General features: G+C 69.2%; 12 protein-coding genes. 6 read left to right on the top strand and 6 right to left on the bottom strand.

The features are described 5' to 3' along the window. Positions 1–120 precede the first annotated feature (120 nt). The 4 genes from thiD to BMW75_RS13490 form a co-directional block, all read right to left on the bottom strand. Positions 121–963: a bifunctional hydroxymethylpyrimidine kinase/phosphomethylpyrimidine kinase gene (gene thiD, locus BMW75_RS13505; protein ID WP_092579941.1), complete on the bottom strand. Its 843-nt coding sequence runs from the start codon at positions 961–963 to the stop codon at positions 121–123. Then, entirely contained in the window at positions 960–1,763 is an 804-nt protein-coding gene (locus BMW75_RS13500) for a thiazole synthase (protein ID WP_076518653.1), read from the bottom strand. The genes thiD and BMW75_RS13500 overlap by 4 nt, the downstream gene beginning before the upstream one ends. Before the next feature lie 139 nt (positions 1,764–1,902). Further along, a complete protein-coding gene (locus BMW75_RS13495) occupies positions 1,903–2,793 on the bottom strand; it encodes a cobalamin-binding protein (protein WP_092579939.1) in 891 nt (296 codons plus the stop codon). 40 nt (positions 2,794–2,833) lie between these two features. Continuing rightward, positions 2,834–4,879 carry a TonB-dependent receptor gene (locus tag BMW75_RS13490; RefSeq protein ID WP_092579937.1) on the bottom strand — a complete coding sequence of 682 codons (2,046 nt, stop codon included), beginning with the start codon at positions 4,877–4,879 and terminating at the stop codon, positions 2,834–2,836. A gap of 451 nt (positions 4,880–5,330) precedes the next feature. On the opposite strand from BMW75_RS13490, the gene metH reads away from it, so the two are divergent. Continuing rightward, positions 5,331–9,104 carry a methionine synthase gene (gene metH, locus BMW75_RS13485; RefSeq protein WP_092580034.1) on the top strand — a complete coding sequence of 1,258 codons (3,774 nt, stop codon included), beginning with the start codon at positions 5,331–5,333 and terminating at the stop codon, positions 9,102–9,104. Here metH and iaaH read toward each other — a convergent pair whose 3' ends face one another. Next, positions 9,105–10,562 (bottom strand): indoleacetamide hydrolase, encoded by a 1,458-nt coding sequence (gene iaaH / locus BMW75_RS13480; RefSeq protein WP_092579935.1) that lies wholly within the window; start codon positions 10,560–10,562, stop codon positions 9,105–9,107. Between the two features lie 147 nt (positions 10,563–10,709). Between iaaH and BMW75_RS13475 the strand changes: the two genes are divergently transcribed. Genes BMW75_RS13475 through BMW75_RS13460 form a run of 4 tightly spaced genes read left to right on the top strand, consistent with a single transcriptional unit; the run spans position 10,710 to position 15,270 of the window. Next, entirely contained in the window at positions 10,710–11,432 is a 723-nt protein-coding gene (locus BMW75_RS13475; RefSeq protein ID WP_092579933.1) for a FadR/GntR family transcriptional regulator, read from the top strand. Next, entirely contained in the window at positions 11,432–12,469 is a 1,038-nt protein-coding gene (locus tag BMW75_RS13470; RefSeq protein ID WP_092580032.1) for an L-idonate 5-dehydrogenase, read from the top strand. Before BMW75_RS13475 ends, BMW75_RS13470 begins: the two co-directional genes overlap by 1 nt. Before the next feature lie 51 nt (positions 12,470–12,520). Continuing rightward, positions 12,521–13,732 (top strand): D-mannonate dehydratase ManD, encoded by a 1,212-nt coding sequence (gene manD, locus BMW75_RS13465; RefSeq protein ID WP_092579931.1) that lies wholly within the window; start codon positions 12,521–12,523, stop codon positions 13,730–13,732. Then, positions 13,720–15,270: a mannitol dehydrogenase family protein gene (locus tag BMW75_RS13460; RefSeq protein ID WP_092579929.1), complete on the top strand. Its 1,551-nt coding sequence runs from the start codon at positions 13,720–13,722 to the stop codon at positions 15,268–15,270. Before manD ends, BMW75_RS13460 begins: the two co-directional genes overlap by 13 nt. A gap of 1 nt (position 15,271) precedes the next feature. On the opposite strand, the gene BMW75_RS13455 is transcribed toward BMW75_RS13460, so the two are convergent. Further along, positions 15,272–16,042 (bottom strand): class I SAM-dependent methyltransferase, encoded by a 771-nt coding sequence (locus BMW75_RS13455; RefSeq protein WP_092579927.1) that lies wholly within the window; start codon positions 16,040–16,042, stop codon positions 15,272–15,274. Positions 16,043–16,132: 90 nt separating this feature from the next. Here BMW75_RS13455 and BMW75_RS13450 point away from each other — a divergent pair, with 90 nt between their 5' ends. Beyond that, the gene (locus tag BMW75_RS13450; RefSeq protein ID WP_092579925.1) at positions 16,133–16,957 is read left to right on the top strand and encodes a helix-turn-helix transcriptional regulator; all 825 of its coding nucleotides are present in this window, start codon (positions 16,133–16,135) and stop codon (positions 16,955–16,957) included. Positions 16,958–16,965 lie beyond the last annotated feature (8 nt).

The raw sequence follows: 16,965 nt of genomic DNA, 5'->3' as shown, positions 1-16,965 counted from the left end.
ACCGATTCGTAGCGTCCTGTGACGACACGCCGGCGCGGCAGACGTTTCAGGCGCGGCGCACGGTCCCGGCCACGCGGACGGCGCCCCGCGGGGCGCCGCCCTGCGTGGGGCCGCAGGCCCCTACCACCAGGCGTGGAAGTGGTGGACCGGACCGTGGCCGGAGCCCACCGACAGGCGCTCCGCGTGGCGGATGGCCTCGGTGAGGTAGGCCTTGGCGCGCTTGGCCGATTCCGGTGCGTCCCCGATTTGGGGCAGCAGCGCGGCCAGCGCGGCCGACAGCGTGCAGCCGGTGCCGTGCGTATTGGCGGTGTCGATGCGGTGGCCGGGCAGTTCGATCATGCGGTCGCCGTCGTGCAGCAGGTCGATGGTTTCGCTGCCGGGCAGGTGGCCGCCCTTGACCAGCACCCAGCGCTCGCCCGAATGCGCCAGCTTGTTGCGCAGGCGTTCGGCCACGCGGCGCATTTCCTTGACGGTTTCCACGGGCCGCTCTTCCAGCAGCACGCCGGCCTCGGGCAGGTTGGGCGTCAGCAGGGTGGTCAGGGGCAGCATGGCTTCGCGCATGGCGCCCACGGCGTCGTTTTCCAGCAGCAGGTCGCCGCTCTTGGCGACCATGACCGGATCCAGCACCACGTGGGCGGGCGTCCATTTGGCGAGCTTTTCGGCCACCACCTCGATGACCGGGCGCTGGCCCAGCATGCCGATCTTGACGGCGTCGATGCGCACGTCGGTGAACAGCGTGTCGATCTGCAGGCCGACGAAGGCGGGCGGCACGGGCGAAATGCCGGTCACGCCCTGCGTGTTCTGCGCCGTGAGCGCGGCGATGATGGCGCAGCCATAGGCGCCCAGCGCGCTCATGGCCTTGACGTCGGCCAGGATGCCGGCGCCGCCGGACGGGTCGACGCCCGCGATGGTCAGCGCGTTGGGGATGGGGCGGCCGCTGGCGGCCGGCTGGCGGGAGTTCATTTGGCGGGACCGGCGGTGATCAGCCCTTCGGTGGGCGAGCTGGGCGCGCCGCTGTACAGCTTCTTGGGCATGCGGCCGGCCAGGAAGGCCTCGCGGCCGCCTTCCACGCCCTTCTTCATGGCGCTGGCCATGAGGACGGGATCGCGCGCGGCGGCGATGGCGGTGTTCATCAGCACGGCGTCGCAGCCCAGCTCCATGGCGATGGCGGCGTCGGACGCCGTGCCCACGCCGGCGTCCACCACGACCGGCACGCGGGCCTGGTCGATGATGAGGCGCAGGTTCCAGGGATTCAGGATGCCCATGCCCGAGCCGATCAGGGACGCGAGCGGCATGACGGCCACGGCGCCCATGTCTTCCAGCATGCGGCACTGGATGGGATCGTCGGTGCAATAGACCATGACCTTGAAGCCTTCGTCGACCAGCGTCTTGGTGGCCTTGAGGGTTTCGGGCATGTTGGGAAAGAGCGTGTGCGGGTCGCCCAGCACTTCCAGCTTGACCAGATCATGGCCGTCCAGCAGCTCGCGCGCCAGGCGCAGCGTGCGCACGGCGTCGTCGGCGGTGTAGCAGCCGGCCGTGTTCGGCAGCAGGGTGAATTTCGAGGTGGGGACGTAATCCAGCAGGTTCGGTTCGCCGGCGTTCTGGCCGATGTTGGTGCGGCGGATGGCGACCGTGACGATTTCCGTGCCGCTGGCGTCCAGCGCCGCGCGGGTCTGTTCGAAGTCCTTGTACTTGCCGGTTCCGACGAGCAGGCGCGACGAATAGGCGCGGCCGGCGATGGTGAGGGTGTCTTGTGTGGTCATGGCGGTGCTTCAAAGGGCGGGCGCGCACGATGCGAGGCCCGCGGGGGACTGGCTGTTGGTGCACGAATGATAAAGCAGGACGCGCAAGGGCAGGACAGGCCCCCGCCCGGCGCGTTCCACTATTTGCGGATCGCGCGCGTCAGCGCACGCGGTCCAGGTCGGCGCAGAGGGACTCGGCCGCGTCGATCAGCCGCGGCCCGGGCCGGTACAGCGCGTCGGCGTCGATGCCGTAGACGTGGCCCTGGCGCGCCGCCGGCAGGCCCATCGCCTGCCATGCGGCCAGGTTCGCCCGCGTGTCTTCAGGCCCGGCAACGCCGGCCAGCACGACCTCTGGTCGCGCCGCAAGCACGCCTTCCAGGTTGACCTGCGGCGCCACGATGGACGCCTGGCCAAAGACGTTGACGCCGCCGCACAGGCGCAGCGCGTCGCTGACGATGCTGGCGTCGTTCAGGGTGTAGATGGGATTCAGGCCCGCCTGCACGAAGACGCGCACCGGCCGGCGGCCGGCATAGCGCGTCTTCAGGGCGTCCAGCCGGGCGCGCAGGTCGCGCGCGGCCGCGTTGGCCACGGTTTCGGTGCCGAACAGTACGCCCATGCGCTCCACCGCGCCGGGTATGGCAGCCAGCGTCAAGGGATCGCTGTAGAAGACCGGCACGCCCAGCTTGTCCATCACGCGCGCCAGCGGTTCGGCGGCGCCCGGCTGCCAGGCGATCAGCAGGTCGGGGCGGGCGGCCGCCACGCGTTCGGCGTCGGGCTGCGTGCCGTCGCCAAGCACGGGCAGCACGCGGGCGGCGGGCGGATAGTCGCTGCCGCGCACGGTGCCCACGAGGAAGTCGCCCGCGCCGGCGGCGTAGGCCAGTTCGGTGGCGTGGGGGGCGAGCGTGACGGCGCGGCGCGCGGGCGCCTCCAGCGCGACGTTGCGGCCGCGGTCATCCTGGACCTGGATGGCCGGCGCGCCGCGCGCGAGCGCCGGGCCGAGCGCCAGCATCAGCGCCAATCCGGCGGTCGTCAGGACGCGGTAGGAGGTCATGCGGCGGCTCCGTCGGGTTGGCGCAAGCGCCGGGCAGCAATCAATAGCGTAGCGTGAGCGACGCGTAGAAGTTGCGGCCGGGGGCGGGGTACAGGCTGTAGTTGGCGACCGGACCCAGCATTTCGAACGAGGCGTTGCCGCCGCGGATGCCGTACGTGGCGTACTGGCGGTCGAAGATGTTGTTCACGCCCACCGCGGCTTCGATGTTGCGGGTGAACTTGTACGCCAGCTTGGTGTTGAACAGCACGTACGCGTCCAATTGCTTGTCGAACTGGTTGGCCTGGTCGTTGTCCATGCGCGACTTGCCCACGTATTGCGCCGACACGTTCCACAGGAAGGCGTCAGTGGGGCGCCAGGTCACGCCGGCGTTGGCCAGCCACTTGGGCGCCAGCGGCACGGTCTTGCCCGCGAGGTCCACGCCGGCGTAGGTGCCGGAACGGAACTGCGCTTCCATCCAGGTCAGGTTGGCGTCCAGGGTAAGGCTGCTGGAGATGGCGGTGTGGCCTTCGAGCTCGATGCCCTGGCGGCGCGTCGGATCCAGGTTGGTGTTGGCGCCGGTGCCCGGTCCCCACAGGCCGTCGGCCAGCGGGTTGTACTGGATCTCGTTGGTCAGGTCATAGTGGAAGTACGACAGGCGCGCGCTGCTGGTGGCCGACTGCCAGGTGACGCCCAGTTCCTTGTCGATGGAGGTCTGGGGCGCCAGCGGCGACTGGACCGACAGCAGTTCGTCGGCGTTGGGCAGGCGGAAGCTGCGGCCGACCTTGCCGTAGACGCCGAAGCCGCCGGACAGGTCCTGGCGCACGCCCAATTGCCAGGCGGTCAGGTGGTTGCTGCGATTGGACGGCGTGCCGGACCCCGAGATCACGTCCAGGTCGTCGGACGCATACTGGCGGCGCACGCCCATTGTCACGTAGGTGCTGTCCGTGGCGCGGATCTGGCCTTCGGCAAACAGGCCGTACTGGTGCTGGCGCGACTGCCATTGCGACGGCTCGAAGTCGTAGTACGCGTTCTGGTCGGCCGTGGTCTTGGCTTCCTGCGCGTCGGCGCCGAAGACGATGCTGTGGCCGCCGTTGATCGGCAGGCGGTAGCGCACGCTGGCGATGTTCTCTTCCAGCTTCTGGTCGCGCAGCGTGTCGCCGAAACCGTCGTAGGTCAGGCCGCTGAGCTTCTTTTCGCGGGTCGACAGGTCCGAGTACAGCACGCCGGCGCCGATGGCCTGTTCGAGCTGCAGGCCGAAGGTGGTGGTCGTGGTCTTGACGTAGTCGACGTCGTTCTTCGAGCCGCGCGGATCGTCCTGGTATTCGTTGACGCCCGTGAAGGGGTTGATCGTGCGCGGGCCGGGCAGTTCCAGCTTCTGCGTGGTGGTGCGGCCGTACAGGCGGATCGAGCCGTCGTCGTGGCGGAACGTGATGCCGCCGCCGCCGCCTTCGCGGCGCTCGCCGCTGTTGTCGCGGTAGCCGTCGCTGTGCAGCGACTGCATGTAGGCGTCCACGCCTACCTTTTCATTGTTCATGGAGACGGCGGCGTCGTACTGGCGCAGGCCGTAGCTGCCGAAGGTGGCGGTGGCGCGGGCGGCCACCGGCTCCTTCGTGAAATCGGACTTGGTGATGATGTTGATCACGCCGCCGGTGGTGCCGCCGCCGTACTGCACGGAGCCGCTGCCGCGCACGATTTCGATGCGTTCGACCTGGTCCAGGGGCACCACGCCCAGGCTGGGCGCCGACAGGTCGTTGGTGTTCTGCTTGACGCCGTCGATGAGGATCAGCGTGTTGCTCGCGCCGGTGATGCCGAAGCCGCGCAGGTCCACGATGGCGTTGTCGCTGGAACTGGTGGTGTTGATCAGGTTGATGCCGGCCTGCGTGGACAGCAGGTCCTGCATGGTGCGGGCGCTGCTGGCCGCGATGTCCCGGGCGGTGATGACCGAAATCGACACCGGCAGCGTGCGGCCGTCGGTGGGCACGCGCTGGGCGGTGACGGTGATGCTGTCGAGCTCTTGCGGGGTGGGAGCGGTTTGCTGGGCGGCGGCGATGGCCGGAGCGGTACAGAGCAGGGCGCCGGCATAGCGCCGGATGGAGCGGACTTTCATCTACTTGACCTCGAAGCGACCCGCGACCCCGCAGGCCATTCACGATGGGGAGGATGCCCAGGCGCCGGGCGGGCCGTGAGGCCGCGTGGCGTGGGAGAGGCATCCTGACGAGCGAACAGGCCGGTATCGGGCTGCCATGGGCGCATCTGCGCGCATGGGGACCGTTGCGGGGGCAGCACAGGCTGGACTTGGGGAGCTGCCGGGCGCCTTCTGGGCGGCGCGGCGGCCCCGGGGGGCGTCTTCCTGTTTCCCGTTTACCTTTCGCGCGCGGCGGGCAAGTGTTGCGTCCTTGCCCGGCCTGGTGCGCCGAAAGCACCGGTTCGGGGCCGAAACTGTATCACCGTGAGGCGCGCGAAGGCCCATTTTGTTACGATCAGGGCTTGTTTTTCCGGCGTTTTTCGCGTTTTAGCCACATCTGCGCTGCCGTGGCCAACCCCCTTTGGACCTGATCGTGTCGTATCCCCGCCTGCCGTACCCTCCCGAAGCCTATACCCGCGGCGGCGACTTTGCCCGCCTGCTGGGCAAGCGCATCCTGATCCTGGACGGCGCCATGGGCACCATGATCCAGCGCTACAAGCTGGGCGAAGCGGACTTCCGCGGCGAGCGCTTCGCCGACCACGGCAAGGACGTGAAGGGCAACAACGAGCTGCTGTCGCTGGTGCGCCCTGACGTCATCTCGGAAATCCACCGCCAGTACCTGGAAGCCGGCGCCGACGTCATCGAGACCAACACCTTCGGCGCCACCACCATCGCCCAGGGCGATTACGACCTGCCGGAACTGGCCTACGAACTGAACCTGGAGTCGGCCAAGCTGGCGCGCCAGGCCCGTGACGCCTACAGCACGCCCGACAAGCCGCGTTTCGTGGCCGGCGCGCTGGGCCCGCAACCCAAGACGGCGTCGATTTCGCCCGACGTGAACGACCCGGGCGCGCGCAACGTCACCTTCGACGAGCTGCGCGTCGCTTACATCGAACAGCTCAACGGCCTGCTGGACGGCGGCATCGACATCGTCCTGATCGAAACCATCTTCGACACGCTGAACGCCAAGGCCGCCATCTTCGCCACCGAGGAAGTCTTCGAGCAGCGCGGCATCCGCCTGCCGGTGATGATCTCGGGCACCGTGACCGACGCGTCCGGCCGCATCCTATCCGGCCAGACGGTCGAGGCGTTCTGGAACTCGGTGCGCCATGCGCGCCCGGTCACCATCGGCCTGAATTGCGCGCTGGGCGCCGCGCTGATGCGCCCTTACGTGGCCGAGCTGTCCAAGATCTGCGACACCTACGTCTGTGTGTATCCCAACGCCGGCCTGCCCAATCCGATGGCCGAGACGGGGTTTGACGAGACGCCGGCCGATACCTCGGCCCTGCTCGAGGAATTCGCGCGCGCCGGGCTGGTGAACATGTCGGGCGGCTGCTGCGGCACCACGCCGGACCACATCCGTGCGATTGCCGAGAAGGTCACGGCGCTGACGCCGCGCGTCGTGCCCGAGATCCCGGTCAAGACCCGGCTGTCGGGCCTGGAAGCCCTGAACATCGACGAGGACACGCTGTACGTCAACGTGGGCGAACGCACCAACGTGACGGGCAGCAAGATGTTCGCCCGCCTGATCCGCGAAGAGAAATACGACGAGGCGCTGGCCGTGGCCCGCCAGCAGGTCGAGAACGGCGCGCAGATCATCGACATCAACATGGACGAGGCCATGCTGGATTCGGTGGCCTGCATGCATCGCTTCCTGAACCTGATCGCCTCCGAGCCCGACATCGCGCGCGTGCCGGTCATGATCGACAGCTCCAAGTGGGAAGTCATCGAGACCGGCCTGAAGTGCGTGCAGGGCAAGGCCGTGGTGAACTCCATTTCCATGAAGGAAGGGCTGGAGCCCTTCCGCCATCATGCGCGCCTGTGCCGCCGCTACGGCGCCGCCGTGGTGGTGATGGCGTTCGACGAACAAGGCCAGGCCGACACGCTGGAGCGCCGCAAGGAAATCTGCGGCCGCGCCTACCAGATCCTGGTCGAGGAAGAGGGCTTCCCGCCCGAAGACATCATCTTCGACCCGAACGTCTTTGCGGTCGCCACCGGCATCGACGAGCACAACCACTACGCCGTGGACTTCATCGAAGGCACGCGCTGGATTCGCGAAAACCTGCCCTACGCCCGCATTTCGGGCGGCGTGTCCAACGTCAGCTTCTCGTTCCGCGGCAACGAGCCGATGCGCGAGGCCATCCACACTGTGTTCCTGTACTACGCGGTCAAGGAAGGCATGACGATGGGCATCGTCAACGCCGGCCAGCTGGGCGTGTACGCCGACCTGGATCCCAAGCTGCGCGACCTGGTGGAAGACGTGGTGCTGGACCGCGCCGAGCCGGTCGGCAAGACCGATCCCGACGACGAGCGCACGCCCACCGAACGCCTGGTGCAGTTTGCCGACACCGTGAAGGGCTCGGGCGCGAAGAAGGAAGAAGACCTGGCGTGGCGCAATGCCGACGTCGAGCAGCGCCTGTCCCACGCGCTGGTGCACGGCATCACCGCCTTCATCGTGGAAGACACCGAAGAAGTCCGCCAGAAGATCGCGGCGCGCGGCGGACGGCCGATCGAGGTGATCGAAGGCCCGCTGATGGACGGCATGAACGTCGTGGGTGACCTCTTCGGCGAGGGCAAGATGTTCCTGCCGCAGGTGGTGAAATCCGCGCGCGTGATGAAGCAGGCGGTGGCGCACCTGATCCCCTTCATCGAAGAAGAAAAGCGCCAGATCGCGGCCGCTGGCGGCGACGTGCGCGCCAAGGGCAAGATCGTCATCGCCACCGTCAAGGGCGACGTGCACGACATTGGCAAGAACATCGTGTCGGTGGTCCTGCAGTGCAACAACTTTGAAGTCGTGAACATGGGCGTGATGGTGCCCTGCGCGCAGATCCTGGAAAAGGCCAAGGAAGAGAACGCCGACATCGTCGGCCTGTCCGGCCTGATCACGCCCAGCCTGGAAGAGATGGCGTACGTGGCGTCCGAGATGCAGCGCGACGAGTATTTCCGCAGCCGCAAGGTCCCCCTGATGATCGGCGGCGCGACCACCAGCCGCGTGCACACCGCCGTGAAGATCGCGCCCAACTATGAAGGCCCGGTCATCTACGTGCCGGACGCCAGCCGTTCGGTGGGCGTGGCCACCAACCTGATGTCGGACCAGTCGGAAGCCTACCTGGCCGAACTGGCCACGGAATACGAAGACGTGCGCCGCCGCCACGCCAACCGCAAGGCCACGCCCATCCTGCCGCTGGCCGAGGCGCGCGCCTCGCGTCCGGCGATCGATTGGGACAACTACACGCCGCCGCGCCCCAAGTTCATCGGCCGCCGCACCTTCAAGAGCTACGACCTGGCCGAGATCGCGAAGTACGTGGACTGGGGCCCGTTCTTCCAGACCTGGAGCCTGTTCGGCCCGTTCCCGGCCATCCTGGACGACAAGGTGGTGGGCGAGCAGGCGCGCAAGGTCTTTGCCGACGGCCAGGCCATGATGAAACGCATCGTCGAAGGCCGCTGGCTCACCGCCAACGGCGTCGTCGGCTTCTATCCGGCCAACAGCGTCAACGACGAAGACATCGAGGTCTACAAGGACGAAACCCGCAGCGAAGTGCTGTTCACGTACCGCAACCTGCGCCAGCAGGGCGCCAAGCGCGAAGGCGTCAGCAACAAGTCGCTGTCGGACTTCATCGCGCCCAAGTCCAGCGGCAAGCTCGATTACATCGGCATGTTCGCGGTCACGGCCGGCCTGGGCATCGAGAAGAAGGAAGCGGAATTCGAGAAGGCGCTGGACGACTATTCCAGCATCATGCTCAAGTCGCTGGCCGACCGGCTGGCCGAAGCCTTCGCGGAATGCCTGCACGCGCGCGTGCGGCAGGACCTGTGGGGCTACGCGCCCGACGAGGCCCTGTCCAACGAGGACATGATTGCCGAGAAGTACGTGGGCATCCGTCCGGCGCCCGGCTACCCGGCCTGCCCGGAACACGTGGTCAAGACCGACATGTTCCGCGTGCTGGACGGCGAGGACATCGGCATGATGCTGACCGACAGCTACGCCATGTACCCGGCGTCCAGCGTGTCGGGCTTTTACTTCAGCCACCCGCAGTCGCAGTACTTCAACGTCGGCATCATCGGCGAAGACCAGCTCGAAGACTACGCCCGCCGCAGCGGACGCAGCATCGAGGACCTGAAGCGCACGCTGGCGCCGAACCTGGGCTAGTCAGCGATCCGGCGCGGGGGGCGCGGCGATGCGCCCCAATATCGATTCGATGGCCACGCCGATCGCCAGCACCTTGCGGTCCTCGCCCGGCAGGCCGTCGATCTCCAGCCCCACGGGCAGGCCCTGCGCGGACAGCCCGGCGGGCACGCTCAGGCCGGGCAGGCCCGCGTTGCTGCCGGGGTCCACGTTGCGCGCCAGTCGGGCGAAGGTTTCGAAACTGCTGGCCTCGGGCGTCGCGGCGGGCGGCGGGACCGGCACGGTCGGAAACAGCAGGCCGTCCAGCGCATGTTCCTTGAAGGCGCGGCGGTAGACGTCGATCAGTTCGCGGCGGCCGGTCGCGATGGCGCTCTGGTACAGCGGTTGCAGCGCCAGAATCTGCCCGTCGGGCGTGGGCAGCACGCCCGGCACGATCAGGTTGTCGAAGATGCCCTTCACGTCGGGGCTGGAAATCTGCGCCACCACCGCCTCAAAGCTCACCCCCACGTGGTAGCGCGCCAGATAGGCCGTCAGGTCGGGCTTCTGCTCGTACAGGCACAGCGGCATGCCCACGGCCGCGTTGGCGGCGGGCAGGTCGGGCATGTCCAGCTCCACCAGCGTCACGCCCGCCGCGCGCAGCCGATTCAGTGCGTCCTGCGCGACCGCCTGCACCGCCGGGTCCAGATCGGCCCAGAAATAGCGGGCCAGGCCCAACCGGATGTTCGCGGGCGGCAGGGGCGCCAGCGGCTGCGTCTGGCCGGTGAGCACCGCGTCCAGCAGCACGATGTCCGCCATGCCGTTGGCGATGGGGCCCGGCGTGTCGCGGGTATGCGAGATCGGGGTGATGCCCGCGCCGTCATAGCGGCCCACGGTCGGGCGAAAACCGGCCGCGCCGTTCACCGAGGCCGGCAGGCGCACCGAGGCGCCGGTGTCCGTGCCCATCGCGGCGGGCGCCAGTCGCGCGCCTACCGCGGCGCCGCTGCCGGATGACGACCCCCCGGCGATCAGGCGGGCATCGTAGGCGTTGCGCGTGCCGTCGCCCTGCGGGCCGGGGAAGGCCGTGTTGTAGCCGGACACGCCGAACGCCAGTTCATGCATGTTGGTCTTGCCCAGGATGACGGCGCCGGCTTCGCGCAGGCGCTGCACGACGGGCGCGTCCTCGGCGGGAACGAAGTGGCGCAGCGCGGGCGTGCCGGCCGTGTTCGGCAGGCCCGCGACGTGGATGTTGTCCTTGATCGCGATGGGCACGCCGCCCAGCGGACCCTTGCCGGGCGCCGCGTCGTAGGCGCGCGCCTGCGCCAGCGCGCCCTCGCGGTCGACGGTGATGAAGGCGTTCAGATCCTGGCGGGCGTCGATGCGGTCCAGGCACGCCTGCGTGAGCGCAAGGCTGGTGAGGCGACCCTCGCGGATCAGCGCCGCCGCTTCGGCGACGGTCAGGTCCGCCAGGGCGGACGGCAAGGGCAGGTCGGTCGTGCTGGGCATGGGGTTTCCTGGGGCTGTCGGTCGACCCGTATCTATACAAGGTCGATGCCGTCGCTGTCGAGGGCGCACGCCGGGCCCATAGTGGTAAACCATGATGGTGGAAATTGGTGGACCAAATACGATTTGGTCTAACCAATTTGAGGCACCATGACGCTGCAACCGCTCACCAAGCCCGACGTCCCGGCCGCCCGGTCCGCGCCAGATCGCGGCTATGTCCGCCTGGCCGCCCAGATCCATGCGCTCGTGGCCCAGGGCGAATTCGCAGCGGGCCAGCGCCTGCCGGCCGAGCGCGCGCTGGCCGAACGCTTCGACGTCAGCCGCACGTCCGTGCGCGAGGCCATCATCGCGCTGGAGCTGCAGGGCGTGGTGGAAGTGCGCGGGGGCTCGGGCATCTATGTCTGCGAGCCCGGCGCCAACCGCCCGCCCGTCTTGCAGGAGCCGGGCGCCGGCCCCTTCGAACTGCTGCGCGCCCGCTGCCTGATCGAATCCGAGATCGCCGGGCTGGCGGCGTCCACGCGCAGCGACGCGGACCTGGACCGCATCTTCGAGGCGCTGACGGCCATGCGCGACCGCATGACGGACAAGGCCGCCAACGCCGAGGCCGACCGCCGGTTCCACCTGGGCATTGCGCAATCCACCGGCAACAGCGTGCTGCTGGCGACGGTGACGTCGATGTGGGACCAGGCCCAGGGACCGGTCTGGGAAAAGATCGAACAGCATTTCCATACACAGGCCTTGCGCCAGGCATCGCAGGCGGATCACCAGCGCATCTTCGGCGCGCTGGTGGCCCGCGACGCGCCCGGCGCCCGGCAGGCCATGCGCGATCACCTGGAACGGGTGATCGGCGAATTCGCGCAGGGGTGGCGCTGATGCTCAATTGCATGATCCACGGGGCGCAGGACCTGCGCCTGGACGAACAGGACCCGCAGCCGCTGGAGCCGTCGCAGGTGCGCGTCGGCATCAAGGCGGTCGGCATCTGCGGGTCGGACCTGCATTATTTCCGGCACGGCCGGGTGGGCGACTTCGTCATCCGCGAGCCGCTCACGCCGGGCCACGAAGCGTCCGGCCAGGTGCTGGAGGTGGGCACGGCGGTCACGGCGGTCAAGCCGGGGGACCGCGTGGCGCTGGATCCGGCGCGCACCTGCGGCGTGTGCCGCTACTGCCGCCAGGGCGACTCCAATCACTGCGAATCCGTGCATTTCTTCGGCAGCGCCAGCCGCTATCCGCACATGCAGGGCGCGATGCGCGAAGAGGTCATCGTGCAGGAACGGCAGTGCCTGCCGGTGCCGGATTCCCTGTCTTTCGAGCTGGCCGCCTTTGCCGAGCCGCTGGCGGTCGCCCTGCACGCGGTGCGCAGCGCCGGGTCGCTGCTGGGCAGGACGGCCATGGTGGTCGGCGCCGGCCCCATCGGCGCGCTGATCGTGATGGCCGCGCGCCTGGCGGGCGCCAGCCACGTCATCGCCGTGGACATCGTGGACCAGACGCTCGCGGCCTGCGCCCGCGTGGGCGCGACGCGCACCATCAATGCGGCCGCGGACCCGGGCGCGCTGGACGAACTGGCCGCGGGCAAGGGCTCGGTGGACGCGTGCTTCGAGGCTTCCGGCAGCTACGCGGGCCTGGCGAGCTGCCTGCGCGCGGCGCGCCCGCGCGGCGTGGTCGTCACCGTCGGCACGCTGAGCGGCAGCAGCGAGGGCTGCCCGTTCAACCAGATCATGGTCAAGAGCCTGTCCTGCATTGGCAGCTTCCGCTTCGTGGACGAATACGCGATGGCCGTGGATTGCCTGGGCCGCGGCCTGCTCGACGTGTCGCCGCTGCTCACGGCGGCGATGCCGGTGGCGCGCGTGCATGACGCCTTTGCGCTGGCGGGCGACCGCCAGCAGGCGATGAAAGTGATGGTGACGTTCTGACCCGCCGGCCGCCGCGCGCGGCCATTCCCTCCCTGTAGCCGGAAGTCCACGATGAAGATTACGAATGCACGCGTGATTGTCTGTTCTCCGGGCCGCAACTTCGTGACCCTGAAGATCGAAACCGACCAGGGCCTGACCGGCATCGGCGATGCGACGCTGAACGGACGCGAACTGGCGGTGGCCGCCTACCTGACCGAACATGTGATTCCCTGCCTGATCGGGCGCGATGCGCATCAGATCGAGGACATCTGGCAGTACCTGTACAAGGGCGCCTACTGGCGGCGCGGGCCGGTCACCATGACCGCCATCGGGGGCGTGGACACGGCGCTGTGGGACCTGAAGGCCAAGGCCGCCGGCCTGCCGCTGTACCAGTTGCTGGGCGGCAAGAGCCGCAGCGGCGTGATGGTCTATGGCCACGCCAACGGCTCGGACATCGAGCACACCGTCGACGAGGTGCTGCGCTACGCCGACATGGGCTACCGCGCCATTCGCGCGCAAAGCGGCGTGCCCGGGCTGGAAAAGGTGTATGGCGTCGGCCGCGGCGCCCTGTTCTACGAGCCCGCCGACGCCGACCTGCCCAGCGAGCACGACTGGTCCACCGAAAAATACCTGCGCCATGCGCCCCAGCTGTTCGAGCGCATCCGCGAGAAACTGGGCTTTGAACACCACCTGCTGCACGACGTGCATCACCGCCTGACGCCTATCGAGGCGGGCAGGCTGGGCAAGTCGCTCGAGCCCTACAGCCTCTTCTGGATGGAAGACGCGACGCCTGCCGAGAACCAGGAGGCGTTCCGGCTGATCCGCCAGCACACCACCACGCCGCTGGCCGTGGGCGAGATCTTCAACACCATCTGGGACTGCAAGGATCTGGTGCAGAACCAGCTCATCGACTACATCCGCACCACCGTGGTCCACGCCGGAGGCATCACGCACCTGCGGCGCATCGCCGACCTGGCTTCGCTCTACCAGGTGCGCACCGGCTGCCATGGCGCCACCGACCTGTCGCCCGTCTGCATGGGCGCGGCGCTGCATTTCGACCTGTGGGTGCCGAACTTCGGCATCCAGGAATACATGCGCCATACCGAGGAGACGGACGCGGTGTTCCCGCACGCGTACACGTTCGACCAGGGAATGCTGTATCCGGGCGACGTGCCGGGGCATGGGGTGGAGATCGACGAGGCGCTGGCCGCCAAATATCCCTACCGGCGCGCCTATCTGCCGGTGAACCGGCTGCAGCACGACGGCACGCTATGGAACTGGTAGGCCAAGGCAGCCGCCTCGACGCAGCCGCGCTGCCCGGCCTGCCGGCGCACGTGGCGCGTCCGGGGTATGACCGGTCGGCGCTCCGTACCGGCATCGTGCATCTGGGCCTGGGCGCGTTCGCGCGCGCGCATCTGGCGGCGGTGAACGATGCCGCCCTGCGCGCCGGGGCCGGTCCGGACTGGGGCGTCTGCGGCGTGTCCCTGCGCCACGCCGATACGCGCGACGCGCTGGCGCCGCAGGACGGCCTGTACACGCTGGCCTTGCGCGACGCCGACGGCGGCGGCGCGCCCCGGCAACACCTGGCCGTGATCGGCTGCCTGCGGGAGACGCTGGTGGCGCCCGAGCAGCCTGGCGCCGTGCTGGAACGGATTGCCGCGCCGGACACGCGCATCGTCAGCCTCACGGTCACCGAGAAAGGCTATTGCCACGATCCGGCCAGCGGACGGCTGGACCTGGCCCATCCCGACATTGCGCACGACCTTGCGCATCCGGCGTCGCCGCGCAGCGTGATCGGCTTCCTGGCATACGGCCTGCAGCGCCGCCGCGCGGCGGGCCGCGCGCCGCTGACGGTGATGTCGCTGGACAACCTGCCGGCCAACGGCCGCCTGCTGCGCGCGCTGGTGCTCGCGTTCGCGGCGCGGGTCGACGCGGCGCTGGCCGACTGGATCGCGTCGGCGTGCGCGTTTCCCTGCTCGATGGTCGACCGCATCGTGCCCCGCACGACCGACGCGGACCGGCACGACGTGGCGGCAACGCTGGGCGTGCGCGACGCCTGGCCGGTGATGGCGGAGCCCTATCTGGAATGGGTGGTCGAAGACGACTTCGTGGCGGGCCGGCCGGACTGGGCCGCGGGCGGGGCGCGCTTCGTGGCCGACGCCGCGCCCTTCGAAACGCTGAAGCTGCGCATGGTCAACGGCGCGCACTCCGCGCTGGCCTACCTGTCGGTGATGGCGGGCTGGGCTACCGTCGATGAGGCGATGGCCCAGCCCGGCATGCGGCGTTTCCTGAGCGAATTGATGCGGCAGGAGATCGAGCCGACGCTGCCGCCGCTGCCCGGGCTGGATCTGGCGCAGTATCGCCACGGGCTGTTGCAGCGGTTCGCCAACTCGGCGCTTCGCCACCAGACGCGGCAGATCGCGATGGACGGCTCGCAGAAGCTGCCGCAGCGCCTGCTGGGCACCGTGCGGGACCGGCTGGCGGCGCAGGCGCCGATCCCGGGGCTGGCGCTGGCGGTGGCGGGGTGGCTGTATTTCCTGCGCGGATCGGACCAGGCCGGACGGGCATACGAGATCCAGGATCCGATGGCCGAGGCGCTGGCGGATCGGCGCGCGCGGGCGGACGAGGCGGCGCGTCGGGCGGGCGAGGGGCCGGCGGCGATGCTGGCGTGGGCGGGCGCGATGACGGGCCTGGAACCGGTGTTCGGCGACCTCGGCCAGGCGCCGCGCTTTGTGCAGGCGCTGGCGCAGGCCGCGCAGTCCCTGCGCAGCCTGGGCGTGGCGGGGACCCTGTCCGCCGGGTATCCGCCGCCGCCGGGTTGAATCAGGCCGGTTTTTTCACCACGATCGTCGCCGTGTCGCTGGTGAAGGAAGCGTCGTCGCGCACCTCGAAATGCGCGCGCACCACGTCCGGCGCAATCTCGAACATGTGGCGCAGGGCGGCTACCAGCGTGTCGGGCGTGCGCATGCGCGTGACCCAGGACTGGAATTCCAGCGGCAGGCGGCGCGGCGCCAGTTCGTGCAGCGTGAAGCCGGCTTCGGTGAGCATGCGCGTCCACTCGGCCACCGAGTAGTCGCGCACGTGCGAGGTATCGCGCAGCACTTCGATGGTCTGCAGCCAGGTGTCCAGCAGCGGCTCGCCCGGCGACACCACGTCGGCAAACACCGCGGTGCCGCCCGGCTTGAGCACGCGGAAGGCTTCGCGCAGGCCGCGCCCGGCGTCCTGCCAGTGATGCGTGGAATAGCGCGACATCACCAGGTCGAACTCGCCGTCGCCGAACGGCAGGTACTCGGCCTTGCCCTGACAGGTGACCAGATTGCCGAACCCGCGCTTGGCGGCTTCGGCCGCGACCACGTCCAGCATCTGTTGCGACAGGTCGTAGGCGGTCACGTGCGCGACCTGCGGCGCGACGTGAAAGCTCACGTGGCCGCCGCCACAGCCCAGGTCCAGCACGCGCGCGCCGGGGTGCCGGCCGGCGATGGCGGCCATCTGCAGCAGGTCCTCGCCCTGCGCGTGGACGGCGCTGGTCAGGTAGGCGGCGGCGCGGGGGCTGAATTGGCGATCGACGGCGGCGTCGTGGGAACTGGCGGTCATGAGAAATCCTTGTTTCTGGCGTGCGGAAGGGGTGCAGGCGCTAAGATAGGCGGGCCCGTATACACGTACAAGCCCATTGCTTATCCTGGTATGACTACTTCCCCCCAGCCCGCCATTCCCGGCCAAGATGGCGCTCACCTGCGCCGGCACGCGCTGGGCGAGTTCGTGCGCAGCGCGCGCTCGCGCATCACGCCGCAGATGGCCGGCCTGCCCGAAGGCTCGCGCCGCCGCACGCCGGGGCTGCGGCGCGAAGAGGTGGCGCAGCTCTGCGGCATCAGCGTCACCTGGTACACCTGGATCGAGCAGGGCCGTGAGGTATCGGTGTCGCCGTCGGTGTGGTCGCGCATCGCGGGCGTGCTGCAACTGGCGCGCGCAGAGCGCGCCTACCTCTTCGACCTGGCCGACTGCGCGGATCCCCAGCATGCCCGCGACGACGCGGGCGGCGCGCCGGGGCCGCTGCAGGAATGCGTCAACGCGATCGACGCGCCGGCCTATGTGCTGGACCGCGCCTGGAACGTGCTGGCCTGCAACGCGCCGCTCATCGACCTGTTCGACAACTGGCCCGAACGCGACCCCGAGCCCAACTTGCTGCGCTACATCTTCCTGGATCCCGCCGCGCGCGAATTGGTGGTGGACTGGGACCAGCGCGCCCGCCGCGTGGTGGCGGAGTTCCGCGCCGACGCGGGCGCGCACCTGGACGAGCCGGCGGTGCTGTCGCTGCTGGACAGCCTGAGCCGCCAGAGCGTGGTGTTTTCACACTGGTGGACGCGCCATGCGGTGGTCGAGCGCGAAGGCGGCCTGCGCGAATTCCAGCATCCGCGGCGCGGCCGACTGGCGTATCAACAGATCACGTTCCGGCTGGCGACGCATCCGGACTTGAAGCTGGTGATGCTGTTGAGCGGGGCGGGCGGGTGACTGTCGGC

Source organism: Achromobacter sp. NFACC18-2, from assembly GCF_900108985.1.
GTDB lineage: Bacteria > Pseudomonadota > Gammaproteobacteria > Burkholderiales > Burkholderiaceae_B > Achromobacter.
Note: the sequence above shows the minus strand (reverse complement) of the source record. Positions and strands in the feature narration are given on the sequence as shown.

What these genes read in the sequence shown, in the direction of transcription:
- thiD (WP_092579941.1), bottom strand. Translation starts at nt 963, where the DNA reads ATGAACTCCCGCCAGCCGGCCGCCAGCGGCCGCCCCATCCCCAACGCG.
- BMW75_RS13500 (WP_076518653.1), bottom strand. Translation starts at nt 1,763, where the DNA reads ATGACCACACAAGACACCCTCACCATCGCCGGCCGCGCCTATTCGTCG.
- BMW75_RS13495 (WP_092579939.1), bottom strand. Translation starts at nt 2,793, where the DNA reads ATGACCTCCTACCGCGTCCTGACGACCGCCGGATTGGCGCTGATGCTG.
- BMW75_RS13490 (WP_092579937.1), bottom strand. Translation starts at nt 4,879, where the DNA reads ATGAAAGTCCGCTCCATCCGGCGCTATGCCGGCGCCCTGCTCTGTACC.
- iaaH (WP_092579935.1), bottom strand. Translation starts at nt 10,562, where the DNA reads ATGCCCAGCACGACCGACCTGCCCTTGCCGTCCGCCCTGGCGGACCTG.
- BMW75_RS13475 (WP_092579933.1), top strand. Translation starts at nt 10,710, where the DNA reads ATGACGCTGCAACCGCTCACCAAGCCCGACGTCCCGGCCGCCCGGTCC.
- BMW75_RS13470 (WP_092580032.1), top strand. Translation starts at nt 11,432, where the DNA reads ATGCTCAATTGCATGATCCACGGGGCGCAGGACCTGCGCCTGGACGAA.
- manD (WP_092579931.1), top strand. Translation starts at nt 12,521, where the DNA reads ATGAAGATTACGAATGCACGCGTGATTGTCTGTTCTCCGGGCCGCAAC.
- BMW75_RS13460 (WP_092579929.1), top strand. Translation starts at nt 13,720, where the DNA reads ATGGAACTGGTAGGCCAAGGCAGCCGCCTCGACGCAGCCGCGCTGCCC.
- BMW75_RS13455 (WP_092579927.1), bottom strand. Translation starts at nt 16,042, where the DNA reads ATGACCGCCAGTTCCCACGACGCCGCCGTCGATCGCCAATTCAGCCCC.
- BMW75_RS13450 (WP_092579925.1), top strand. Translation starts at nt 16,133, where the DNA reads ATGACTACTTCCCCCCAGCCCGCCATTCCCGGCCAAGATGGCGCTCAC.